This is a genomic window from Microbacterium sp. Y355, assembly GCF_059445345.1.
The window spans coordinates 512,918-535,604 of sequence record NZ_JCAIUD010000001.1; the positions used below are offsets into that span (position 1 = coordinate 512,918).

General features: G+C 63.8%; 20 protein-coding genes. 14 read left to right on the top strand and 6 right to left on the bottom strand.

What is annotated here, in order from left to right:
* Positions 1-220: 220 nt before the first annotated feature.
* Positions 221-2,149 (top strand): threonine--tRNA ligase, encoded by a 1,929-nt coding sequence (gene thrS, locus AC1C2O_RS02600; RefSeq protein ID WP_495431654.1) that lies wholly within the window; start codon positions 221-223, stop codon positions 2,147-2,149.
* The gene (locus AC1C2O_RS02605; RefSeq protein ID WP_495428873.1) at positions 2,146-2,700 is read left to right on the top strand and encodes an HIT family protein; all 555 of its coding nucleotides are present in this window, start codon (positions 2,146-2,148) and stop codon (positions 2,698-2,700) included. The genes thrS and AC1C2O_RS02605 overlap by 4 nt, the downstream gene beginning before the upstream one ends.
* 7 nt (positions 2,701-2,707) lie before the next feature.
* Here the strand turns inward: AC1C2O_RS02605 and pdxY are convergent, their stop codons facing one another.
* Together pdxY and AC1C2O_RS02615 are read right to left on the bottom strand one after the other, a co-directional pair.
* The gene (gene pdxY / locus AC1C2O_RS02610) at positions 2,708-3,559 is read right to left on the bottom strand and encodes a pyridoxal kinase PdxY (RefSeq protein ID WP_495428875.1); all 852 of its coding nucleotides are present in this window, start codon (positions 3,557-3,559) and stop codon (positions 2,708-2,710) included.
* A 40-nt stretch (positions 3,560-3,599) separates the two neighbouring features.
* On the bottom strand, positions 3,600-4,907 hold the full coding sequence (locus AC1C2O_RS02615) for an aminotransferase class I/II-fold pyridoxal phosphate-dependent enzyme (RefSeq protein ID WP_495428876.1): 1,308 nt from the start codon (positions 4,905-4,907) through the stop codon (positions 3,600-3,602).
* A 96-nt stretch (positions 4,908-5,003) separates the two neighbouring features.
* Between AC1C2O_RS02615 and pdxS the strand changes: the two genes are divergently transcribed.
* Together pdxS and pdxT are read left to right on the top strand one after the other, a co-directional pair.
* On the top strand, positions 5,004-5,903 hold the full coding sequence (gene pdxS / locus AC1C2O_RS02620) for a pyridoxal 5'-phosphate synthase lyase subunit PdxS (protein WP_495428877.1): 900 nt from the start codon (positions 5,004-5,006) through the stop codon (positions 5,901-5,903).
* Entirely contained in the window at positions 5,893-6,489 is a 597-nt protein-coding gene (pdxT, locus tag AC1C2O_RS02625) for a pyridoxal 5'-phosphate synthase glutaminase subunit PdxT (RefSeq protein WP_495428878.1), read from the top strand. Before pdxS ends, pdxT begins: the two co-directional genes overlap by 11 nt.
* Before the next feature lie 8 nt (positions 6,490-6,497).
* Here the strand turns inward: pdxT and AC1C2O_RS02630 are convergent, their stop codons facing one another.
* Together AC1C2O_RS02630 and AC1C2O_RS02635 are read right to left on the bottom strand one after the other, a co-directional pair.
* On the bottom strand, positions 6,498-7,421 hold the full coding sequence (locus AC1C2O_RS02630; protein ID WP_495428879.1) for an aminoglycoside phosphotransferase family protein: 924 nt from the start codon (positions 7,419-7,421) through the stop codon (positions 6,498-6,500).
* Positions 7,422-7,432: 11 nt separating this feature from the next.
* Positions 7,433-8,812 carry a pyridoxal phosphate-dependent decarboxylase family protein gene (locus AC1C2O_RS02635; RefSeq protein ID WP_495428880.1) on the bottom strand — a complete coding sequence of 460 codons (1,380 nt, stop codon included), beginning with the start codon at positions 8,810-8,812 and terminating at the stop codon, positions 7,433-7,435.
* A 139-nt stretch (positions 8,813-8,951) separates the two neighbouring features.
* On the opposite strand from AC1C2O_RS02635, the gene AC1C2O_RS02640 reads away from it, so the two are divergent.
* The 8 genes from AC1C2O_RS02640 (at position 8,952) to AC1C2O_RS02675 (ending at position 17,577) form a co-directional block, all read left to right on the top strand.
* The gene (locus AC1C2O_RS02640) at positions 8,952-9,719 is read left to right on the top strand and encodes a YebC/PmpR family DNA-binding transcriptional regulator (protein ID WP_495428881.1); all 768 of its coding nucleotides are present in this window, start codon (positions 8,952-8,954) and stop codon (positions 9,717-9,719) included.
* Between the two features lie 46 nt (positions 9,720-9,765).
* Positions 9,766-10,350, top strand: coding sequence for a crossover junction endodeoxyribonuclease RuvC (ruvC, locus tag AC1C2O_RS02645; RefSeq protein ID WP_495428882.1), 585 nt, complete (start codon positions 9,766-9,768; stop codon positions 10,348-10,350).
* A gap of 9 nt (positions 10,351-10,359) precedes the next feature.
* A complete protein-coding gene (gene ruvA, locus AC1C2O_RS02650) occupies positions 10,360-10,980 on the top strand; it encodes a Holliday junction branch migration protein RuvA (RefSeq protein ID WP_495428884.1) in 621 nt (206 codons plus the stop codon).
* Positions 10,973-12,016, top strand: a complete 1,044-nt coding sequence (ruvB, locus tag AC1C2O_RS02655; RefSeq protein ID WP_495428885.1) for a Holliday junction branch migration DNA helicase RuvB — start codon at positions 10,973-10,975, stop codon at positions 12,014-12,016. Before ruvA ends, ruvB begins: the two co-directional genes overlap by 8 nt.
* A 71-nt stretch (positions 12,017-12,087) precedes the next feature.
* Positions 12,088-12,504 (top strand): preprotein translocase subunit YajC, encoded by a 417-nt coding sequence (locus AC1C2O_RS02660; protein WP_495428886.1) that lies wholly within the window; start codon positions 12,088-12,090, stop codon positions 12,502-12,504.
* Between the two features lie 40 nt (positions 12,505-12,544).
* Entirely contained in the window at positions 12,545-14,272 is a 1,728-nt protein-coding gene (secD, locus tag AC1C2O_RS02665) for a protein translocase subunit SecD (RefSeq protein WP_495428887.1), read from the top strand.
* The gene (gene secF, locus AC1C2O_RS02670) at positions 14,272-15,261 is read left to right on the top strand and encodes a protein translocase subunit SecF (protein ID WP_495428888.1); all 990 of its coding nucleotides are present in this window, start codon (positions 14,272-14,274) and stop codon (positions 15,259-15,261) included. Before secD ends, secF begins: the two co-directional genes overlap by 1 nt.
* Positions 15,262-15,327: 66 nt before the next feature.
* Positions 15,328-17,577, top strand: coding sequence for a RelA/SpoT family protein (locus tag AC1C2O_RS02675; protein WP_495428889.1), 2,250 nt, complete (start codon positions 15,328-15,330; stop codon positions 17,575-17,577).
* Here the strand turns inward: AC1C2O_RS02675 and AC1C2O_RS02680 are convergent.
* Both AC1C2O_RS02680 and AC1C2O_RS02685 read right to left on the bottom strand, forming a co-directional pair.
* Positions 17,556-18,125, bottom strand: a complete 570-nt coding sequence (locus tag AC1C2O_RS02680) for a type IV toxin-antitoxin system AbiEi family antitoxin (RefSeq protein ID WP_495428890.1) — start codon at positions 18,123-18,125, stop codon at positions 17,556-17,558. The genes AC1C2O_RS02675 and AC1C2O_RS02680 overlap by 22 nt on opposite strands.
* Before the next feature lie 52 nt (positions 18,126-18,177).
* Complete coding sequence (locus AC1C2O_RS02685; protein ID WP_495428891.1) at positions 18,178-19,527, bottom strand: DUF349 domain-containing protein; 1,350 nt, start codon at positions 19,525-19,527, stop codon at positions 18,178-18,180.
* Between the two features lie 209 nt (positions 19,528-19,736).
* Between AC1C2O_RS02685 and nirB the strand changes: the two genes are divergently transcribed.
* Entirely contained in the window at positions 19,737-22,316 is a 2,580-nt protein-coding gene (gene nirB, locus AC1C2O_RS02690; RefSeq protein WP_495428893.1) for a nitrite reductase large subunit NirB, read from the top strand.
* The gene (gene nirD, locus AC1C2O_RS02695) at positions 22,313-22,687 is read left to right on the top strand and encodes a nitrite reductase small subunit NirD (protein WP_495428894.1); all 375 of its coding nucleotides are present in this window, start codon (positions 22,313-22,315) and stop codon (positions 22,685-22,687) included. Before nirB ends, nirD begins: the two co-directional genes overlap by 4 nt.

Below are 22,687 nucleotides of genomic sequence, written 5' to 3' on the forward strand. Positions count from 1 at the left end.
TCGCGCCGAGATGTGAGATGATTGAGGAGTTCACGCGTCGTCCCTTCTAGACGAACGTGTTCGCCGCTCCCGGGGGCTTCCACCCTTCGGGAGCACTTTTCGTTAACGGGGCCCATTCAAGGCGGGTAATCTGGGGAACGACCTTATGGAGTGATCTGTGCCTGAAAATGCCCAGCCGAATGACGGCTTCGCCCTGTTCTCTGATCGATCCGTTGTCGCCATGCGCGTCAATGGCGAGCTGAAGGATCTCGCAGTCACTGTGACTGAGACCGACGACGTCGAACCGGTCACGATTGACAGCGAAGACGGACTGGCGATTCTGCGTCACTCCACGGCACACGTGCTCGCCCAGGCGGTGCAGCGGATCAACCCACAAGCGAACCTCGGTATCGGCCCGCCGATCACTGACGGCTTCTATTACGACTTCGGCGTCGACACTCCATTCACGCCGGAAGACGTCAAAGCGATCTCGAAGGAGATGCAGCGCATCATCCGCGAGGGGCAGCGCTTCACCCGCCGTGTCGTCACCGATGACGAGGCACGGGCAGAGCTTGCCGATGAACCGTTCAAGCTGGAGCTGATCGGACTCAAGGGCAGCAACAGCGAAGCCGCCGAAGGTGCATCCGTCGAGGTCGGCGCCGGCGAGCTGACGATCTACGACAACGTCAGCAAGGACGGCGAGGTCATCTGGAAGGATCTCTGCCGAGGACCGCACCTGCCGAGCACTCGCATGATCGGCAACGGCTGGGATCTCACCCGCATCGCCGCGGCCTACTGGCGCGGCAGCGAGAAGAACCCGCAGTTGCAGCGCATCTATGGAACGGCCTGGCCGACCAAGGACGAACTGCGCGAGTACAAGGACCGCATCGCAGAGGCCGAGCGTCGCGATCACCGCAAGCTCGGTGTCGAGATGGACCTCTTCTCCTTCCCGGACGAAATCGGTTCTGGCCTTGCCGTCTTCCATCCCAAGGGCGGCATCATCCGCTACGAGATCGAAGAGAACCTCCGTCGCCACCTGCTGCGCAACGGCTACGACGTCGTCAACAGCCCGCACATCACCAAGAAGGATCTGTTCGAGACTTCCGGTCACCTGCAGACCTACGCGGACGGCATGTTCCCGCCGATGCACCTCGACGAGGTCACCGACGAGGACGGCAACATCACGAAGCAGGGCCAGGACTACTACCTGAAGCCCATGAACTGCCCGTTCCACAACCTCATTTACCGCTCCCGTGGTCGCTCCTACCGCGAGCTTCCGTTGCGCCTCGCTGAGTTCGGGACCGTGTACCGCTACGAGAAGAGCGGCACGCTGTCCGGACTCACTCGAGTGCGTGGTCTCACCCAGGATGACGCGCACATCTACGTCGCCCAGGATCAGGTACAAGAAGAGCTCACCACGAACCTCAATCTTGTGCTCGATCTGCTGCGCGATTACGGTCTGAACGACTTCTACCTCGAGCTGTCCACAAATGAAGAGGGCAATCCGAAGTTCCTCGGCGATCCAGAGCAATGGACCAGCGCCATTGAGTCGCTGCGTGAGGTCGCTGTGGCATCCGGACTCGAGCTTGTCTCCGACCCGGGTGGCGCTGCTTTCTACGGCCCAAAGATCTCGGTGCAGGCGCGCGACGCCATTGGCCGTACCTGGCAGATGTCGACCATTCAGCTCGACTTCAACCAGCCTGAGCGCTTCGAGCTCGAGTACACCGGCTCTGACGGGCAGAGGCACCGGCCCGTCATGATTCACCGCGCGCTGCTGGGTTCAGTCGAACGGTTCTTCGCGATCCTGCTCGAGCACTACGCCGGCGACTTCCCCGTGTGGCTCGCCCCGATGCAGGTGGTCGGCGTGCCCGTCGCAGAACAGTATGGCGATTACCTGAACGGCGTCATCGCGCAACTGCGTTCCGGCGACGTACGCGCTGAGGTCGACCACTCTGACGATCGCATGCAGAAGAAGATCCGCAACCACACCACCTCGAAGGTGCCGTTGATCCTCATCGCTGGAGAGAAGGATCAAGAAGCCGGTACCGTCTCGTTCCGCTTCCGTGATGGCACCCAGCAGAACGGCGTTCCCATCGCGGATGCCGTGGCTCGCATTCGAGCGGCGATCGATTCGCACGCACTCGTGCACACTGCGGAGGATCTGGCGTGACCGACGGGGATGCTGTCGAGGATGCCGCGCATCTTGCCGGTGTCCCTGACGACTTCCAGCGACTGTGGACTCCGCACCGGATGGCGTACATCCAGGCGGGGCCCGAGCCGCTGCGTGAGGAGTGCCCGTTCTGTGAGGCGCCGAAGCACCCAGATGCGGAACGCCTCATCGTCGCGCGCGGCGAGACCGCGTACGTGCTGCTGAACCTGTTCCCGTACAACTCGGGCCACCTGCTTGTCTGCCCGTATCGCCACATCGCGACCTACGACCAGGCGACGCCGCAGGAGGTCGCCGAGATCGGCGAGCTCACTCAGATCGGGATGCGTGTGCTCCGAGAAGTCTCGAACTGCGACGGTTTCAACTTGGGCATGAACCAGGGTGCAGTTGCCGGAGCAGGCGTCGACGGGCATCTGCACCAGCACATTGTGCCGCGCTGGCAGTCGGATGCGAACTTCTTCCCGATCATCGCCAAGACGAAGGCGCTGCCGCAGCTGCTCGGAGAAGTGCGTGAGGCCGTCGCGAATGCCTGGCCAGCGCCTGCCGTCAGCTAGATCGGGCCTAGCGAACCTGCCGGGCTGTGAACTGCAACTTCGGGTGCGCGTATGATTCCTGCGCCTCGATGAGCTTCAGCTCACGGTCTCCAGAATCCAGCGTCAGCTGCAGCAAATCGAATACGCTCGATGCCGTGCGCTCGAGCGCAATCTTCGCGCTGCCCGTCTCGACGTAGTGTGCGGTGAACAGAGCTGCGGTGACGTCGCCTGAGCCGTTGGCTTTCATCGGCAGGTACGGAGTCTGTACGATCCACGCACCGTCATCGTCAGCTGCGAGCATCTCGATCGTGCCCGCTTCGCGGTCGGGGCGCTCCACGCTCGTAACGAGCACCGTTGACGGCCCCATCGCGCGTGCCACATCAACTGAGGCGAGCGTTGATTCGAGGGTGTCGGGTTCGGTGCCGGTGAGGAATCCGAGCTCGAACTGGTTCGGCGTGATGATGTCGGCTACTGGCACAACGCGCTCGCGCAGCAGCAGAGGAATCGCCGGCGCGACAAAGCATCCGGATTTCGCATTGCCCATCACCGGATCGCACGCATACAGTGCCTTCGGGTTTGCCGCCTTGACCCGCGCGACGGCGTCGATGATCACATCACCGATGCCCTCGCCGCCCTGATAGCCGGAGAGAATCGCATCCACTTCGCCGAACATGCCGCGTTCTTCGATGCCGGTGATGACATCCGCCACATCGGCGGGAGGGATCAGGGGCCCGCGCCACGACCCGTAGCCGGTGTGGTTGGAGAAGTTCACCGTGTTGACGGGAATCACATCGACGCCGATGCGCTGGAGCGGAAAGACAGCGGCGGAGTTGCCCACGTGGCCGTAGGCGACAGCTGACTGGATCGAGAGGATCTTCATCCCTCGATCTTCTCACTGCTGCGGGCTGCGCTCGTGCACATCACCGCACCGCCGCCGCGATATCCGTGACCAGCTGCTCGGCATCCTCGGGCGAGAGATCGTGCACGGTGAGCCTCAGGTGGTGCGATGGCGTATCCCGATCCGACAGCGAGAATCCGTCGCCGGTGCGCACCAACCAGCCGCGCCGCATGAGACGCTCCGACACTGTCTGCGCGTGGATCGGGAGTTCGACCCAGAGATTCATGCCGTCGGCGTAGTGGGTGCTGATCCCGTGCGCCCTGAGCCGCCCGGCGAAGTCGGCATTGCGTTCGGCGTAGTGCCCGCCCGCGGCGCGAATCGAGGCGCGAACCTCGCTGTCGCTCAGCAAGCCCAACGCCAGGCGCTGCAGCAGATGGCTCACCCAGGTCGTCCCTGGGCTCAATCGCATCGCGAGGCGTTCGGCGGTCTCGGTGTCGGTGGCCGCAACGGCAAGACACATGTCAGGGCCGAGGAACTTCGACACTGAACGCAGCAGCGCAAATCTCTTGTGCTCCGGGCCGATCAGGCTCTCGTATGGCTGTGCGGACAGCATCGAGAAGTGATCATCTTCGATGATCAAGACGTACGGATGCTCCGCCAGGACGGCGCGCAATGCGACAGCCCGTTCGGGGGAGAGGCTCGCACCCGTCGGGTTCTGCGCCCGGGGCGTACAGATCACTGCCCGGACTCCTGCATCCAGCGCTGCGCGCAGACCTTCGACCGTCATCCCCTCATCATCGACGGGAACGGGAACCGCCCGATAGCCACCGAGACGCACAGTGTGGATGCTGGCAAGGAAACACGGATCCTCAAGAGCTACCGCGTCGTCGCGGGTCAGCGCCTGCGCGAGCAGTCGTTCTACCGCATCCACCGCACCGCTGGTGATAGTGATGCGGAAATCCGCCGACTGCAGATCAGGGGAGACCCACGCGCGTGCCCAAGCGTCGAGCGCCGGATCGATGACGGGCTCGCCATAGAGCACGGGGCGACCAGTCACGCTCGCCAGCACAGGGGTCGGGTCGGGGATGAGGCGTGGATCGGGGTTTCCGGTGCCGACATCGCGCAGAACAGTGTCGGCGGCATAGCCCTCCTGGGCGACCGTGTCGTGTTCGACGAGCATGGTGCCTGCCCGCCCTCGGCTGACCACGAGACCCGCCTGCGCGAGTTGGCGGTAGGCGGCGACTGTGGTGTTGCGGTTGACGCCGAGACGTGTTGCGAGCTCGCGGACAGGCGGCAGAACGGTACCGGGGCGCAAGACGCCGCGCTCGCGTAACTCACGCACGCTCATAGCAATATCGGCGGCCGTCGTGCCAGTGATCTCGTCGTTCATGTCACCCCTCGACATCCGAGTCTAGGGGCTGCCAACATGGTGCTATCTTTTGGCATAGATCAATGTTGATGTTTGGATACCCGAAAGGACCAGCTCATGGCTGCAGACCAGAATTCCTCCACCGGATCGGCGCGCGTCAAGCGCGGCCTCGCCGAGATGCTGAAGGGCGGCGTCATCATGGACGTGGTCACGGCAGAGCAGGCCAAGATCGCTGAGGATGCCGGTGCCGTCGCAGTCATGGCGCTGGAGCGGGTGCCGGCAGACATCCGCGCTCAGGGTGGCGTCTCGCGAATGAGTGACCCTGACATGATCGACAGCATCATCGCGACGGTCTCGATCCCGGTGATGGCCAAAGCCCGCATCGGCCACTTCGTCGAGGCGCAGATTCTCCAGGAGCTCGGCGTCGACTACATCGACGAGTCCGAAGTACTTTCACCTGCCGACTATGTGAACCACATCGACAAGTGGGGCTACACCGTCCCATTCGTCTGCGGTGCCACCAACCTCGGCGAGGCGCTGCGCCGCATCAACGAGGGCGCAGCGATGATCCGCTCCAAGGGTGAGGCGGGCACGGGGGATGTGTCTGAGGCGACGAAGCACATCCGCACGATCACCAGTGAGATCAACGTTCTGCGTTCGAAGACGAAGGACGAACTCTACGTCGCGGCCAAAGAGTTGCAGGCACCATACGAACTGGTCGCCGAGATCGCGGAGACGGGCAAGCTGCCTGTGGTCCTCTTCGTCGCCGGCGGAGTCGCGACTCCCGCAGACGCCGCGATGATGATGCAGCTCGGTGCCGACGGCGTCTTCGTCGGCTCTGGCATCTTCAAATCCGGAAACCCTGCCGAGCGTGCCGCGGCAATCGTGAAGGCGACGACCTTCTACGACGATGCCAAGGTCGTCGCTGAGGTGTCCCGCGGCCTGGGCGAAGCGATGGTCGGGATCAACGTCAGCGACCTGCCCGCGCCGCACCGCCTCGCAGAGCGTGGCTGGTAAGCCCCGGGTCGGCGTCCTCGCGCTGCAGGGCGACGTGCGCGAGCATGCCGCCCTGCTCGCGGAACTTGGTGCCGACGTCTCGCTCGTCCGGCGCCCTGGCGAGCTCGCAGCCGTTGACGGGCTGGTAATCCCCGGTGGGGAGTCCAGTGTCATCGACAAGCTGTCAAGGATCTTCGGGATGCAGGCGCCCGTCCGCGACGCGATCGCCGGAGGAATGCCCGTCCTCGGTACGTGCGCGGGGCTGATCATGCTCGCGGACTCAGTCGTGGACGCGATCGACGGGCAGGAGTCATTCGGCGGGCTCGACGTGGTCGTGCGCCGCAACGCCTTCGGCCGGCAGGTCGAATCATTCGAGGCGGAGCTCGATGTTCCGGTGCTCGGTGCTCGACCGGTGAAGGCCGCCTTCATCCGCGGTCCGGTCGTCGAAACCGTCGGATCGGCTGCAGTGGTCCTCGCCGCGTTGCCGGATGGACGTGTCGTCGCCGTCGAACAGGGGAACCTGCTCGGCCTCAGCTTCCACCCCGAGATCACGGGCGAGAAGCGTTTCCACGAACGGTTCCTCGACCGGGTCGGCGCGCGCCGCTGATCTCAGCTTCAGAGCAGCCTGTCGAGCCAGCGCAGCGCCGGTACTGCTTGCGAGCGTTGGAAAGCGCGCAATCCCGGCAGCTGCGGGATCTCGGGCTGCGCCTGACTGAACCAGAGGAATGACGCGAAGCCGGAGATCACGGGAAGCATCGCCTCCGATGCAGGGGCACCGTGCTCCTCGAAGATCGACCAGGCGTCCTCGCACGACGGGCCGGCGGTCGCTTCGATGCTGGGCAGCAGTAAAGGCAGGTCGATCCATGCCGCCCCTCGCCGCGCATGCGGCCAGTCCAGCAGCTGTGCGCGTCCATCCGTGATCATGATGTTGTCTGCTCGTACGTCGTTGTGCACGATCGCGTCGCCACTGACTGCGGCGGGGAAGCGGCGCTCGAGGTTGTGCAGTTCCGGCATCCGTTCCTGCAGCCGTGCGGGGAGACCGCCGAGAATTCGATCGTCTTCAGAGATCTCTCGCCAACGTGTGAATCCGGGCACAGAGCGGTGCTCGGTGCGTGTCATCGTGATGGGCGCGGCACTCGTTGCGAGGTGTCGCAGACTTCTCGCTATCGCGTGCAGATCATCCGAACGCCACGGACTTCCTGGATGCCGGCCTTCAATCACCTCGAGCACCAGAGCGGCTCCTGTCTCGTCGTCGACGACTGCGCGCACCCGCGGCAAGATCGCGGAGGGCAGCACCGCCATGCTCGTGATCTCGTCACGGAGAAAACGGAGCGAATCAGGGTGCCAATCGGCGGCGCACGCCTTCACGAAGGCGCGTCCGGAGGTCGTCGTCACGACGCCGGTGTAGCCGGCGCTGAATCCGCCATGAGCGCGGGCATCGCCGACGAATTCACCGCCGATGGCGGCGAGGATGCGCGCGCGCAGGAGCACCGGAAGCGTCGTCCAGTCCGGGCGCAGCCGGTCGGCGCCTGCGTTCATCGCACGACCGTCTACCGCGAAACCAGTCGGCGGACCGCCGCCACCGTGCGCTCGACGTCTTCGTCGCTCGTCACCCAGGACGACATCGAGCAGCGAATCGCCGCTTGCCCTCGCCACACGGCACCGGTCATCGCTGCGGTGCCATCCGCGAGGATCGCCTCGCCGAGGGAGCGCGTCTCGGCATCTGATCCGGTGCGGAACATGACCTGGGTGTAGTCCACGTCGTTGACGACCTCGATCTCGTCGATCGACGAGAGGCCGGTGGCCATGGCGACGGCGTTGTCATGCAGGCGGTCGATCAGGGCAGCGATGCCCGACGTGCCCAAGCTCCGCATCGCTGCCCACGCGGGTACGCCGCGCCCGCGTCGGGAGAGCTCAGGCGTGACGTCCCACGGGTCGAGACCGGAGTAGATGAGATAGTCGCCGCCGGTCCGGAATGCCGCGATCGAGTCTGCCGGATCACGAACGATCGCCATGCCGCAGTCGTAGGGCACATTCAGCGTCTTGTGTGCATCCGTCGCCCAGGAATCCGCCTGCTCCATCCCTGCTGTGAGATGACGCAGCGCTCCGGACGCAGCAGCCCAGAGGCCGAACGCACCGTCGACATGCACCCAGGCCCCGTGTCGTTTCGCGATCGGGATCAGCTCGCGGAAGTCGTCGAACGCACCGGTGTGCACCTCTCCCGCCTGGAGACAGACGATCAGCGGACCGTCCGCGGCAGCGAGCACCTGCTCCAGAGCCTCGGCCCGCATCCGCCCCTGATCGTCGGAATCGACGACCGTCAGCTCTGTCCGCCCGATCCCGAGAAAGCGCGCCGCACGATCGATCGAGCCATGCCTGTCAGCGCCGACGACGAAGCGCAGCGCAGGCGCACCGCGGAGACCACTCTCGGAGACATCCCATCCCTCGCGTGCCAGCACCGACTGGCGGGCCGAGGCGAGACACGTGAAGTTCGCGATCTGTCCGCCAGTTACGAAGCCGACGCTGGCGGATGCGGGAAGGCCAAACAGCTCGAGCATCCACTGACCGGCGACGCGTTCCATCGCGACGGTGGCGGGAGTCAGCGTGGAGGAGCCCGAGTTCTGGTCCCACGCGGACACGAGCCAGTCAGCGGCCAGGGCGGCGGGATGCGTGGACCCGATCACAAAGCCGAAGAAGCGGCCGCCGGGGATCGCGACGAGCCCGGGGTCGGCACGCTCGGCGATCTCCTCGATCACCGTGGCCGGATCGATGCCGTCCGCTGCGAGCGGCCCGCCGAAGGCGGCGAGCATGTCGTCGAGGTTCGCGCGTGGCCACACTGGTCGCTCGTTGACAGATCCGAGAAATGCTGATGCCGCGCGATGAGCCGCTTCGAGTGCGCGGGCAGTGTCGTCGATGCCGCTGTCGTCCATGAGTCAGGACTACACCCGTCAGGCTCCTGGCGCCAGGTCTCGTCGCGTGCGACCTGTCAGGCTACGCAGCGGGGACCCGGTTAGTTAGACTGGATGACGCCCTGCGATGGCAGCCGGGCGGAAACACGAGCGGAGATATATGTCCGGGCATTCCAAGTGGGCGACGACGAAGCACAAGAAGGCCGTCATCGACTCCAGGCGCGCGAAGTCGTGGGCCAAGCTCATCAAGAACATTGAAGTGGCGGCGAAGCTGGGCGGCGCCGACATGCAAGGCAACCCGACGCTGTTCGATGCCGTTCTCAAGGCCAAGAAGATGTCGGTCCCCAAGGACAACATCGACCGCGCGGTGAAGCGAGGCGCTGGCATCGGTGGCCAGGCCGTCGAGTACACCTCAATCATGTACGAGGGCTACGGTCCGAACGGTGTCGCACTCATGATCGAGTGTCTAACCGACAACAAGAACCGTGCCGCGGCCGAGGTGCGCACCACTCTCAGCCGCAACGGTGGCAACCTCGCCGACCCCGGCAGCGTGGCGTACAACTTCACGCGCAAGGGCATCATCGTGGTGAGTGGCGATGGCACCTCTGAGGATGATGTCATGATGGCTGCTTTGGAGGCAGGTGCCGAGGAGATCGAACCTCACGCCGACGGCTTCGAAGTCACCACCGAGCCCGCCGACCTGGTTGCGGTTCGCTCCGCGCTGGTCGACGCAGGCATCGAGTACGAATCTGCCGATATCGAGTTCGTGCCGAATGTGAAGGTCGAGGTCGACGCCGATACTGCACGCAAGATCTTCCGCCTCATCGATGCCCTCGAGGAGAGCGAAGACGTTCAGAATATCTACAGCAACTTCGACCTCACAGCAGAGGTGCACGCTGAGCTTGAGAGCGACGAGTCAGACGAGTAAGGCGCGCCGCCTCCGCCGTCACTCTCCTGGCGCTTAGCCTGGGGGAGTGGCGGCTTCCTCTTTGCGTGTGCTGGGCATCGACCCCGGACTCACCCGGTGCGGTGTCGGTGTCGTCGACGTCGATCGCGCCAGGCGGGGAACTCTCGTGCACGTCGGTGTGATCCAGACGCCTCCTGATGCTCCCATCGGCGAACGCCTCGCGGCCGTGGCCGCTGGCATCCGCGCAGTCCTCGAAGAACACCAACCGGACGCCGTGGCTGTCGAGCGTGTCTTCGCACAGCACAACAGCCATACCGTCATGGGCACGGCTCAGGCAAGCGGTGTCGCGTTGCTGATCGCCGCAGAAGCAGGCCTACCGGCCGCGACGCACACGCCCAGCGAGGTGAAAGCTGCCGTTACCGGCTACGGCTCGGCCGACAAGAAGCAGGTGCAGGCGATGATCGCACGCATCCTGCGCCTTGATGCGCCCCCGCAGCCTGCCGACGCCGCGGATGCGTTGGCGATCGCGCTGTGTCACGCGTGGCGGCGTGGCGGTGCATCTCCGGGTACCAAGGAAACGCTGACGCCCGCACAGCGCGCGTGGGCCGATGCTGAGCGTGTCGCTCGAACATACATACGATCGGGCTCGTAGGCTGAGAGGATGATCTCCTCACTGCACGGGACCGTGCTCTCCGTCGGCGCCGATCATGTCGTGATCGAAGTCGGGGGCGTCGGCTTCTTCGTGTTCGTCCCTGGCGATGTTGCACACACCGCGCGAGCGGGCGAGCAGTTGCGACTGCACACCAGTCTCATCGTCCGCGAAGACGCGCTCACCCTGTTTGGCTTCGCCGAATCCGTGCAACTCGAGGTCTTCTCGCTGCTGCTGAGCGTGACCGGCGTCGGCCCGAAATCCGCGCTGGGAGTGCTCGGGCACCTCACTGTCGATCAGATCGCCACAGCCGTTGCTGACGATGATGACGCTCCCTTCCGTCGTGTTTCCGGCATCGGCCCGAAGACAGCGAAGCTGATCGTCGTACAGCTCGCCGGCAAGTTGCAGCGGCCGGTTGCCAGCACTGCTGCCCGCCCTTCCGGTGCAGGCGACGTCGTCGCGCAGCTCGCGACGGCATTGGTCGGTCTCGGCTGGTCAGAGAAGGTCGCCCTCGAAGCGGCCAGCGAGACGGCGGAGGCAGCTAGCGCTGCCGATCGTGATTCGGTCTCCTCGCTGCTGCGGCACGCACTCGCGGCGCTCGGCCCCGCCAAGGCTGGAGCTTCGCGTGTCTGATGGTCGCGTCTCTGACGGTAAAGACGCTTCGGAACCGATTGACGAGGTAGAACTCGCAATCGAAGGCGCACTTCGCCCTGGCAGTCTGGGTGAGTTCGTCGGACAGCCGAAGGTGCGCGGTCAGCTGCAGCTGCTGCTCGATGCGGCACGCATCCAGAATCGCCCGCCGGATCACATCCTGCTCGCCGGCCCCCCTGGCCTCGGCAAGACGACGCTTGCAATGATCGTGGCCTACGAGAGCGAGCGCCCGCTGCGACTCTCCAGCGGGCCAGCAATCCAGCACGCCGGTGATCTGGCAGCGCTGCTGTCGAGCCTCGTTCCGGGTGAAGTGCTCTTCATCGATGAGATTCACCGCATGGCCCGCTCGGCAGAAGAGATGCTCTATCTCGCGATGGAAGACTTCCGCATCGACATCATGGTCGGCAAGGGTGCGGGCGCCACCAGCATCCCGCTCGATCTCGCACCGTTCACTCTCGTCGGCGCGACCACCCGTTCCGGGTTGCTGCCCAATCCGCTGCGTGACCGATTCGGGTTCACTGGCCATCTTGAGTTCTATGACGACAGTGATCTTGAGAAAGTCATCGAACGTTCCTCGAATGTTCTCGGTGTCGGCATGCCACCCGATGCACTGAATGAGATTGCTCGACGGTCCAGAGGAACCCCGCGTATCGCGAACCGGCTTCTTCGACGTGTGCGTGATTACGCTCTCGTGCATGGTGAGCATGGCTCTGCAACGATTTCAGATGTCAACGCGGCTCTTGAGCTCTATGACGTCGATCCAATCGGCCTTGACCGGCTCGACCGCGCCGTTCTGGAGACGTTGGTCCGACGCTTCCGTGGTGGGCCAGTGGGACTCAGCACTCTGGCCGTAGCAGTCGGCGAGGAAGCGGAGACGGTCGAGAGCGTGGTCGAGCCTTTCCTCGTGCGCATCGGGTTCCTCGGACGAACGCCGCGCGGGCGTGTCGCGATGCCTGAGGCGTATCAACACCTCGGGCTCCAGCATCCCGAGACTGCCGCATTGCTCAATGACCTATAATCACTGAAGACTTCCCCCCGAATCCTCTGCGCGTCCATCGTTGGCGTGCGCACTTTGAAAGGCACTGCCTGATGGAAATCGTCCTTTTCGGCCTACTGGCTGTTCTCCTCGTCTTCATGTTCTTCAACACGCGTAAGCGTCAGAAGGCTCAGAAGGCCGAGCAGGAGGAGAAGGCCACCAAGACCGTCCCCGGTGTCAAGGTGCTGCTGCAGGGTGGCCTGTACGGCACGATCGTCGCCTACGACCCCGAAGACCTCGATTCGCCTGCGCTCGTCGAGATCGCACCCGGCACCATCATCGAAGTGCACAGCCAGGCGATTCTGCGCATCGTGGAGCCGAAGGACGTCATCGAAGAGAACGACGCCATCGAGGAGATCGACGCCGTCGACGAAATCGCGGATGCGGATGACGCAGTCGAGGCTGACCTCAATGTCGAGACGCCCGAGGAGACCCGCGCCCGTCTGGATCGCGACTCCGACGGCAAGTAACCCCCTCTGCCCACCCGGCATCGTAGAAAGCTGAACATACGTGGCTTCTTCTTCTCCAGTTCGTCATGCCTGGAAGGTTCTTCTCAGCCTCGTCATCGTGACGGCTGCGCTGTTCGGCATCAATGCGGTTGGCGTGGGGCTCGGGAAGAGCTCATGGTCGCCTGAACTCGCGCTCGACCTCCAGGGCGGCACCCAAATCGTGCTCAGCGCGGTCACGGAGGATGGCGCCGACCCCACGCAGGAACAGCTTGCCCAGGCCGCCGCGATCATTCGCCAGCGTGTAGACGCTGCAGGCGTGGCCGAGTCCGACATCACCACCGAGGGTGGACGAAACATCGTCGTCCAGATTCCTGGGATCGCTGATGAAGAGACCCGCGCACGTATCGAGGCGAGCGCACAGCTTGAGTTCCGTACGGTGATCTTCGTCGGGAGCCCTGCCACCGATTTCGTCGGCGAAGATGGTACTTCGACGCCGTATCCGACCCCGGACCCGACCGCCAATGCCATTCCGACACCGGAGCCGACCGACGGCAGCGATCTGGCCTGGGTCACGGAGAAACTTCAGGCGGAGTTCCTCGCCTATGACTGCTCGAATCCCGAGAACGACGCGGCGAACGCGCCAGCCGATGAGCCCCTGATCACCTGTGACCCTCTCAACTCGGTCAAGTACATCCTTGGCCCGACAGAGCTGACCGGAGACTCGATCGATGACGCGAGCAGTGGTCGGGACCAGACCAACGGTGCCTGGACGGTACAGCTGACGCTCGACAGCCACGGCACTGAGGTCTTCGGCAAGATCAGCCAGCGCCTGTACCAGAACAAGCTCGCAGGCCTCAGCCCGCGTGACCAGTTCGCGTTCGTGCTGGATGGCTCAGTGATCTCTGCACCGCAGATGAACGGCGTTATCCTCAACGGCAAGCCCAGCATCTCCGGTTCTTTCACACAGGAGTCAGCGGAGGCACTCGCGGACCAGCTCAAGTACGGCGCGCTGCCGCTGAGCTTCACGACCGAGAGCTCTGCGAGCATCTCGGCGACACTCGGCACCCAGCAGCTGATGATCGGCCTGATCGCAGGACTCATCGGCCTCGCGCTGGTAGCCGTGTACTCGCTGCTCAGCTACCGTGCACTCGGCGCCGTGATCATCGCATCCATCGCGGTCATGGGCGTACTGACCTACATCATCGTCTGCATCCTGGCCTGGCGACTCGGCTTCCGCCTTTCGCTCGCCGGTGTCGCAGGTCTGATCGTGTCGATCGGTTTCGTCGCCGACTCGTTCATCGTCTATTTCGAACGAATACGAGATGAGCTGCGCGACGGTAAATCCATCACGAACGCGGTGGAAGACGGTTGGGGTCGTGCCAAGCGCACGATCTACATCTCCAAGTCGATCAACATCCTGGCCGCAGTCGTGCTGTACATCCTTGCGGACTCCACAGTGAAGGGGTTCGCCTTCACGTTGGGTCTCACGACGATCATCGACGTGTTCATCTTCGTGATCTTCACACACCCGGTGATGCAGATCCTGGCGCGTACGAAATTCTTCGGTAATGGCCACAAGTTGTCCGGTCTTGACCCCGATGCGCTCGGAGCGGTTTATCACACCCGCACGCAGTACCGTCAGGTCGAGCCTGGCAAGGGCGGCCGTGCCGCGAAGACCAGCCGATCACGTGCAGAAGCGGAACGCCGCCAGACGATTGCCGAGCGTAAGCGCGCAGATGCCCTCGTGGGCAGTAAAAAGACCGACGCCGGAAGCGAGGGAGAGCGCTGATGGCCTCTATGAATGAGTTCGGCAACAACCTGTACACGGGTAAGACCTCTTTCCCGTTCGTTGGCAGGCGACGCCTGTGGTTCATCATCGCGATCATCCTGGTCGCAGGTTCGGCGCTTGTGCCGTTCCTGCGTCCGGTGCAGTTCTCGATCGAGTTCACCGGTGGCTCGCAGTTCACGGTCGTCGCCCCGGCATCGACTGATCAGCAGACTGCCACCGACGCGGTGCAATCGATCGTTCCAGATGCCGCCACCAAGGTGGCGATCGTCGGTGAAACCGACGTGCGTGTGCAGACCGACCAGATGACCCAGAGCGAGACGCTTGCGGTCGGAAATGCTCTGGCCGAGGCGTTCGAGGTCGACCCGCAAGAGGTCACATCGTCGTACATCGGCCCGGCCTGGGGCGCGAATGTCACCCGCCAGTCGCTGTGGGGCCTCGCGATCTTCCTCGCGCTGACGTTCTTGATCCTCGCGATCTACTTCCGCACCTGGAAGATGTCTGCCGCTGCGATCATCGGACTGCTGGATGTGCTCGTGATCACGGTCGGCGTGTATGCGCTTGCCGGCTTCGAGATATCACCTGCGGCGGTGATTGGCTTCCTGACGATTCTCTCGTACTCGCTGTACGACACCACGGTGGTGTTCGACAAGATCAGAGAGAACACCGTCGAAGACGGCGAGAACTCCTCCCGCACCTTCGGTGAGTCAGTGAACCTTGCCGTGAACCAGACCCTGATTCGTTCGATCAACACCTCGATCGTCGCGGCATTGCCGGTCGGCGCGATCCTGTTCATCGGCGCGTTCTGGTTGGGGGCCGAGACCCTCACAGACATCTCGCTGTCGATCTTCGTCGGCATCATCGTGGCGACCTACTCCACACTGTTCGTGGCTGCGCCGTTGTACTCGCTGTTCCGCGAGAAGGAGCCGAACATCATCGAGCGAGACAAGCGCGTTCTCGAGTTGCGCACGCGCGCAACCGCAGACGCCTGATCTCGTTCGCTACGCGGGCCGGCCATAGCCGGCCCGCGTAGAATGTTCTGACCCGGAGGTGAAGTGATGGCGGAGGCGAATACGTCGTCGCAGGGCTCGAGCTTGAGAAGGCTCGTACCCCGCATCTTCTCTCGCGCGCCCCGGATCAACGACCTCGACAATCTGATCCGCTCGGTGCGGGTGAACCACCCCAAGGGTGATCTCGCCATCATCGAACGCGCATACAGCGTTGCGAAGGAAAAGCACGAGGGTCAGAAGCGCCAGAGCGGCGAACCGTACATCACGCACCCGCTCGCCGTTGCGCAGATCCTTGCCGAAATGGGGCTCGGGCCCCGCGCGATCGCTGCGGCGCTTTTGCACGACACCGTCGAGGACACCGGCTATGCACTGTCCGAGCTGACGGAGACATTCGGCGACGAGGTCGCCATGCTCGTCGACGGGGTCACGAAGCTCGACAAGGTCAAGTACGGCGAAAGCGCTCAGGCAGAGACCGTCCGCAAGATGATCGTCGCGATGTCCAAGGACCTTCGCGTGCTGCTGATCAAGCTCGCTGACCGTCTGCACAATGCGCGCACCTGGGGTTTCGTTCCACCTGAGAAGGCGGAGAAGAAGGCCAGGGAGACCCTGGAGATTTACGCGCCCCTGGCGAATCGCCTCGGTATTCAGGCGATCAAGTCTGAGCTGGAGGACCTCTCCTTCGCTGTGCTGCATCCCAAGATCTACGTCGAGATCAACAGCCTGATCGCGCAGCGCACCCCGCAGCGTGAGAAGTATCTGAAGCAGGTCATCGAGTCGATCAACGAAGATCTGCACGACTTGCGCATCCGCGGCAAGGTCGCAGGGCGACCCAAGCAGCTTTATTCGGTATACCAGAAGATGGTCATCCGAGGGCGTGAGTTCGACGACATCTACGATCTCCTCGGCATTCGAGTGCTGGTGAACTCGGTGCGCGATTGCTACGCCGTACTCGGCGCGATTCATGCCAGGTGGACGCCACTGCCGGGGCGTTTCAAGGACTACATCGCGACCCCGAAGTTCAACCTGTATCAGTCGCTGCACACCACGGTCATCGGGCCGAACGGTCGCACGGTGGAGATTCAGATCCGCACGCACGAGATGCACCAGCAGGCCGAGTTCGGCGTCGCCGCGCACTGGATGTACAAGGAGCGGATGAACGGGGGCAAGCCGGGGTCCCTGCCCAGCGACACGGATATGACGTGGCTCGCGCACATCTCCGACTGGCAGGCCGAGACCGCAGACCCCAGTGAGTTCCTCGATTCGCTGCGCTTTGAGATCGGCGCCAAGGAAGTTTACGTCTTCACGCCCAAGGGGCGTGTCATCGGCCTTCCGGCTGGCGCGACTCCGGTCGACTTCGCCTACGCCGTACACACCGAGATCGGGCATCGCACGATGGGTGCGAAGGTCAACGGGCGCCTCGTTCCCTTGGAGACCGAGGTCAAGAGCGGTGACGTGATCGAGGTCTTCACGTCGAAGAACCCGGACTCGGGGCCAAGCCAGGACTGGCTCAGTTTCGTCAAGAGCACCCGTGCACGCAATAAGATTCGTGGCTGGTTCACGAAGGAGCGTCGCGAAGAGGCGATCGAACAGGGCAAAGAATCCATCGCCAGGGCGATGCGTCGGCAGAACCTGCCGCTGCAGCGTCTGATGAACCAGGATTCTTTCACCGAGGTAGCCCATCAGCTGCGCTACGAAGATGTCTCCGCGCTATACGCAGCGGTTGGTGAAGGACACATCTCCACCCAGTCCGTGCTGGAAAAGGTCACCGCGATCATCGCGGCGAACGACACCAGCACCGGAGCCATCGATATACCTAGCAGGGCGCCCTCGCGCGAGCCCCGCTCTGGTGACTCCGGCATTCTGGTGCGTGGAGCTGATGACATCCTCGTCAAGCTCGCCAAGTGCTGCACGCCAGTGCCGGGGGACTCGATCGTCGGATTCGTGACGCGAGGAAGCGGTGTCTCGGTGCACCGGTCGGACTGCACCAATGTGAAAGCTCTCAGCGCAGAGCAGGAGCGGTTTGTTGACGTCGAGTGGGCGCCCACGACGAAGAGCGTCTTCCGCGTGCAGATCCAAGTCGAGGCTCTCGACCGTTCCGCGCTCCTCTCTGATGTCACGCGAGTGCTCAGCGAGCACCACGTGAATATTCTCTCTGCCACGGTCAACACCAACGATGATCGCCTTGCCATCAGCCGGTTCGTGTTCGAGATGGGCGACTCGGTGCATCTGGATCGCGTGCTCAACGCCGTACGGCGGATCGACGCCGTCTATGACGTTTACCGGGTGACGACGTCCTGACACTGGGCGTGCAACAAGTGGTCGAGAACAGCAACCGCTGACCTTTTGCCCGGCATCCGCGTTCGTGAAGCGATCTCGTTACGCACCGGCAGCAGCAGTTCGGGCATTGCGGTTGCGAGAGCGCGCATCCATCGCTCGTGTTCGCCGTCACGATCCGCACGGAGGGCAAGATCAGTCATCGTGCGGGAGAGCGTGGTGACCGTCCTCCCTGCGATCGTCTGCACATCACTTGGCGCGAGCTGGATCTCATGAACGATCACATTGCGCTGCGGCGTGACGCGCTGGCGCCGCGGGGTCGCTCTTTGAATATGGTGACGAAGCGGTGCCGTGTCACCGACACCGTGGATCCACGCCGCGGTCGGTCCGCTTGCTGCGTACCCCGGGGAGAGCACCGACTGGAGTGAGGCGACTCGAGCCACCGCATCCTCGGGGACATCCGCATACATGTAGCCGTCGCCGACCTCGAAGAGGAGACCATCGAGGCGTGCCGCGCTCAGCTCTGGCTGCGACAGCAAAGCCCCTGGGCGGTAGAACAGCAACGGATGCACACCTTCAGTGTGCCCGTGCTGTCCTCGGCCCAGGGGTGGCTGTGGATAACGTTCAGCCCTCGAGGGCGTTCAACCATGCCTTGCGTGCATCGAGTGCGTCTGCGGCTTCCTTCGCGGCCCGCTTGTCGCCAGCCTTCTCCGCAGCGGCCTTCTCAGCTTCGAGCTTCTCGATCGCGTCGAGAAGCTGCTGGCTCATGTCGTTGGCGCGCGCCTTAGTCTCTGGGTTGTTGCGCTTCCAATCGACCTCTTCGCGCGACTTCAGTGCCTGCTCGATAACGCGGAGCTTGTCATCGAGTGTGCGTTCCTTGTCACGCGGGAAGACACGTCCGATTTCATCCCACTGGGTCTGAATGCGCGTCAACAGGGCACGAGCCTGTTTGATGTTGGATTCGTCGGCAACGGCCTTCGCCTCTTCGATAAGAGCCGTCTTGGCCTCGATCTTCGGAGCCGACTCGGCTTCCTCAGCGGCGGACTGCTCGGCTCGAGCCGAGTATAGAGCGTCACCGGCGGCCTTGAAGCGTGCCCACAGTGCGTCATCTGCCTTGCGTCCGGCGCGGCCGGATGCCTTCCACTCATCGAGAAGGTTGCGGTAGGCAGGGATGCCGTCGACACCCTTGGATGCCAGCGCTTCTGCACGCTCGATCAGCTGGCTCTTCTCGTTGCGAGCCGACTTGTGTGTCTCATCAAGGTCTGCGTAGAAGGTGCGACGGCTCTTGTCGATGACAGAGCGTGCGTCGCGGAATCGCTTCCAGAGCTGTTGCGAGATGCCCTTCGGAAGGCGCGGGCCGGTCTGCTGCTGGGCCTGCCAGGTGTCGAAGAGTACGGTGACCTCTTCGGTGACCTGCTTCCACTGCACCTTGGAGAGGTCACGTGCAGCGATCGTCTCGATGCTCTCGACCAGAACGGTGCGCTCAGCGATTGCCGCGTCAACGAGCTCTTTGGCCTGCTGGGCTTCTGCTTCGCTCGCCTCTGCCAGTGCGGTAGTGAGCGCATCCAAGCGCGCACGCAATGAAGCCAGGTCTCCGACTGCAGCGGCGCCCGTCACTTCATCGACCAGGTGCTTTGCCTGCGAGGTCAGCTCGTTGGCGGATGCTCCGCCGCTCTGGTGGCGCTGCTCGAGCGTGTGCACCTTGAACGCGAGGTCATCGAACTTGCGGACGTAATAGGCCAGGGCCTCATCCGAGGTGCCATCGGGATATTGGCCGACGACACGCCAGTCGTCGCCCTCTTGCACCTCGACGGTGCCGTCTTCAGCGACGCGACCGAAGTTTGCGGAATCGGCCGAGGCGACGGGCGCGACCGGTGCAGCGGCGGCTGCGGGCGCAGTCGGACGCTGTGGCATCGGGATGCGTGGAGGTGAGGGTACCGGTGGAGTCGGCGTCGAAGGTTCGGTGGCAGACACAATGTGCTCCTTGCGCGGTCAGCCCGCGTGAGGGGGGAAGGGACGCTGTTCAGCCTAGTACGCGCGGAGCGATGTGCGATGAGGCCTCACCCCTCACGACGTCGTTATCGATTTGTGAGGAGAACGTTCGACGGGCGTAACGGGAGCCGCCCGGTTGGTGAAACAACGCGCTCGTAGTGTCTGGACAACCCCGAACCGCAGGAGCCGCCATGAATGAGAAGACCGTGACCGAGTCCCAGATTCTTGTCGTCGGCGCCGGGATGGTCGCGCACCGGTTCGTCGAGAGCCTGCTCAGCCGGGCTGAGGGCGGAGTGCACATCACTGTCGTTGGTGACGAGGGTCGTGGCCCATACGACCGGGTAGGACTGACCAGCTACTTCTCCGGTGCGACGCCCGATGACCTGGTGTTGGACCGATCGGTTTTCGACGACGAGCGGGTCACGCTGATCCCCGGCGAGCGCGTGACGCGCATTGATCGGCGCACACAGACCGTGGTCACTCGTGATCAAGGAGTGATCGCCTACGACACGTTGGTGCTCGCCACAGGTTCCTACGCCGCGCGCGTTGCGGTCGACGGCGCGGATCTGCCCGGATGCTTCGTCTATCGCACGCTCGACGATGTTCAGGCGCTGCGCCGATTCGTGCAGCAGCGCAGTGGTGAGCTCGGGCGCCCGTTGCGGGGTGCCGTGATTGGCGGGGGCTTGCTGGGACTCGAGGCCGCCGGCGCGTTGCAGGGGCTCGACGTGGACTGCACCGTGGTGCAATCATCCGATCGCCTGATGTCTGCACAGCTTGACCTGGCAGGCGGCAGCATGTTGCGGCGTCTGATCGAAGCGCGGGGGATCTCCGTGCGCACAGAGTCGCGTACGACGCGTCTTGACCCGGACGAGTCCGGTGCTGTCACAGCGTTGGAGTTCCAGGACGGCAGTTTTCAGCGTGCGGACGTCGTGATCTTCACCGTCGGCGTCCGTCCGCGCGATGAACTCGCCAGAAACGCCCAGCTCGAAGTACATCCCCGTGGCGGCGTGCTGATCGACGATCGCTGTCGCACCAGTGACCCAGCGATCCTCGCGATCGGTGAAGTCGCCAACTTCGACGGGCGCAGCGTCGGTCTCGTCGCCCCCGGCTACGCGATGGCCGAGGTCGCAGCGACCCGTCTGCTCGGGGGCGATGCCACCTTCCCCGGTTATGACGAGTCCGCCAAGCTCAAACTCTCCGGTGTCGACGTCGCCAGCTTCGGCGATGCGTTCGCTCAGACCCCGAACGCCCTTGACGTGGTCTATGCCGACCCCGTGGCAGGTGTGTACAAGAAGTTGGTGTTGTCGGATGACGCGCAGACGCTGCTGGGAGGCATCCTCATCGGTGATGCTTCGGCATACGGCTCGCTGCGTCCGCTGGTCGGCGCGCGTCTCGGCGCGGATCCCGTCGCTTATCTGATGCCGGAAGGCGGTGTGGAGGCGCCCGGCGGGGAGTTGCCGGACGCCGCGGTCGTCTGCTCATGCTCGAACGTCACGGCCGGTCGAATCCGTCAGGCCGTCCACGAAGAGGGCTGCATGGACGCGGCAGCGGTCAAGGCGTGCACCAAGGCCGGCGCGACCTGCGGCTCGTGCGTGCTCATGGTCAAGAAAGTCGTGGGACAGGAGCTCACGAAGCTTGGCCAGACCGTGTCGAACGCGCTCTGCGAGCACTTCGACATGTCTCGCCGGCAGCTTTTCGATGCGATCAGGGTCGCCGAGCTGACGACGTTCAGTGCCGTTGTCGAGCGCTTCGGTCGCGGTCGAGGCTGCGATATCTGCAAGCCCGCTCTCGCCAGCATCCTGTCGGTCCTGGTCGGCGCGCACGTCCTTGACGGCGAGAACGCGACGCTGCAAGACACCAACGATCACGTCATGGCCAACATGCAGAAGGACGGCACATACTCGGTGGTGCCGCGGATGCCGGGTGGGGAGGTGACGCCGGCCGGTCTGGTCGTGATCGGACAGGTCGCGGAGGACTTCGGCCTGTACACCAAGCTCACCGGCGGTCAGCGCATCGACATGTTCGGCGCGCGACTCGAGCAGTTGCCGCTGATCTGGCAGCGCCTCGTCGACGCGGGCTTCGAGTCGGGGCAGGCCTACGGCAAGTCGCTGCGCACGGTGAAGTCGTGCGTCGGCTCGACCTGGTGCCGCTTCGGCGTGCTGGATTCCGTGGGCATGGCCGTGCGGTTGGAACTGCGCTATCGCGGGCTGAGGGCGCCGCACAAGCTCAAGATCGGCGTCTCTGGCTGCGCACGCGAGTGTGCTGAGGCGAGGGGTAAGGACGTCGGAGTTATCGCGACCGAGACGGGTTGGAACATGTACGTCGGCGGCAACGGCGGTTTTACGCCACGGCACGCCGAGCTGCTCGCGTCCGACCTCTCCGACGAGCAGCTGATCCAGGCGATCGACCGGTTCTTCATGTACTACATCCGCACCGCCGATCGATTGCAGCGCACTGCGCCGTGGTGCGAGGAACTCGAGGGTGGACTTGCCGGGCTCAAGGAGGTCATCTTCGATGACTCGCTGGGCATCTGCGCGGACCTCGACACCGCCATGGTCCGACACGTCGACAACTACGAGGATGAATGGGCGGCGACCCTGCGGGACCCGCAAAAGCTGAAGCGGTTCGAATCATTCGTGAACGCCGCCGAGACTCCGGATCCTTCGCTCGCTTACGTCGCGACGCGGGGTCAGATGCGGCCTGCGACTACTGAGGAGCGGGAACTTGGCGGCGTGATGATCGCGGGAACAACACTGGAGGTGCGCCGATGACGCTCATGATCGATCACGCGACTGCGGTGCGCGTGTGCGCGATACAGGATCTCGAGGTGGAGCGCGGACGCGCGGCGCTCCTCGGCAGGGAGCAGGTCGCGCTGTTCCTGCTGCGCGACGGCAGCGTGCACGCAGTGTCGAATTTCGACCCTTACAGCGGCGCGCATGTGATCTCGCGCGGGATCGTCGGGACCAGGGGAGATGTGCCAACGGTCGCCTCGCCAATGCATAAGCAGGTGTTCGATCTGCGCACCGGAGAATGCGTGGAGAGCCAAGGAAAGCCGTCAGCGCATCTCGCGGTCTGGCCGGTACTGCGTGACGGAGACGAGGTCTATCTTCAGACCCCAGTGACTGCGAACGAGGAAGGCTGA

Excerpts from the sequence above, each read along its gene's own strand:
- thrS (WP_495431654.1), top strand. The coding sequence starts at position 221 with ATGCGCGTCAATGGCGAGCTGAAGGATCTCGCAGTCACTGTGACTGAG.
- pdxY (WP_495428875.1), bottom strand. The coding sequence starts at position 3,559 with ATGAAGATCCTCTCGATCCAGTCAGCTGTCGCCTACGGCCACGTGGGC.
- AC1C2O_RS02615 (WP_495428876.1), bottom strand. The coding sequence starts at position 4,907 with ATGAACGACGAGATCACTGGCACGACGGCCGCCGATATTGCTATGAGC.
- pdxS (WP_495428877.1), top strand. The coding sequence starts at position 5,004 with ATGGCTGCAGACCAGAATTCCTCCACCGGATCGGCGCGCGTCAAGCGC.
- AC1C2O_RS02630 (WP_495428879.1), bottom strand. The coding sequence starts at position 7,421 with ATGAACGCAGGCGCCGACCGGCTGCGCCCGGACTGGACGACGCTTCCG.
- AC1C2O_RS02635 (WP_495428880.1), bottom strand. The coding sequence starts at position 8,812 with ATGGACGACAGCGGCATCGACGACACTGCCCGCGCACTCGAAGCGGCT.
- AC1C2O_RS02640 (WP_495428881.1), top strand. The coding sequence starts at position 8,952 with ATGTCCGGGCATTCCAAGTGGGCGACGACGAAGCACAAGAAGGCCGTC.
- ruvA (WP_495428884.1), top strand. The coding sequence starts at position 10,360 with ATGATCTCCTCACTGCACGGGACCGTGCTCTCCGTCGGCGCCGATCAT.
- AC1C2O_RS02660 (WP_495428886.1), top strand. The coding sequence starts at position 12,088 with ATGGAAATCGTCCTTTTCGGCCTACTGGCTGTTCTCCTCGTCTTCATG.
- secF (WP_495428888.1), top strand. The coding sequence starts at position 14,272 with ATGGCCTCTATGAATGAGTTCGGCAACAACCTGTACACGGGTAAGACC.
- AC1C2O_RS02675 (WP_495428889.1), top strand. The coding sequence starts at position 15,328 with ATGGCGGAGGCGAATACGTCGTCGCAGGGCTCGAGCTTGAGAAGGCTC.
- nirB (WP_495428893.1), top strand. The coding sequence starts at position 19,737 with ATGAATGAGAAGACCGTGACCGAGTCCCAGATTCTTGTCGTCGGCGCC.
- nirD (WP_495428894.1), top strand. The coding sequence starts at position 22,313 with ATGACGCTCATGATCGATCACGCGACTGCGGTGCGCGTGTGCGCGATA.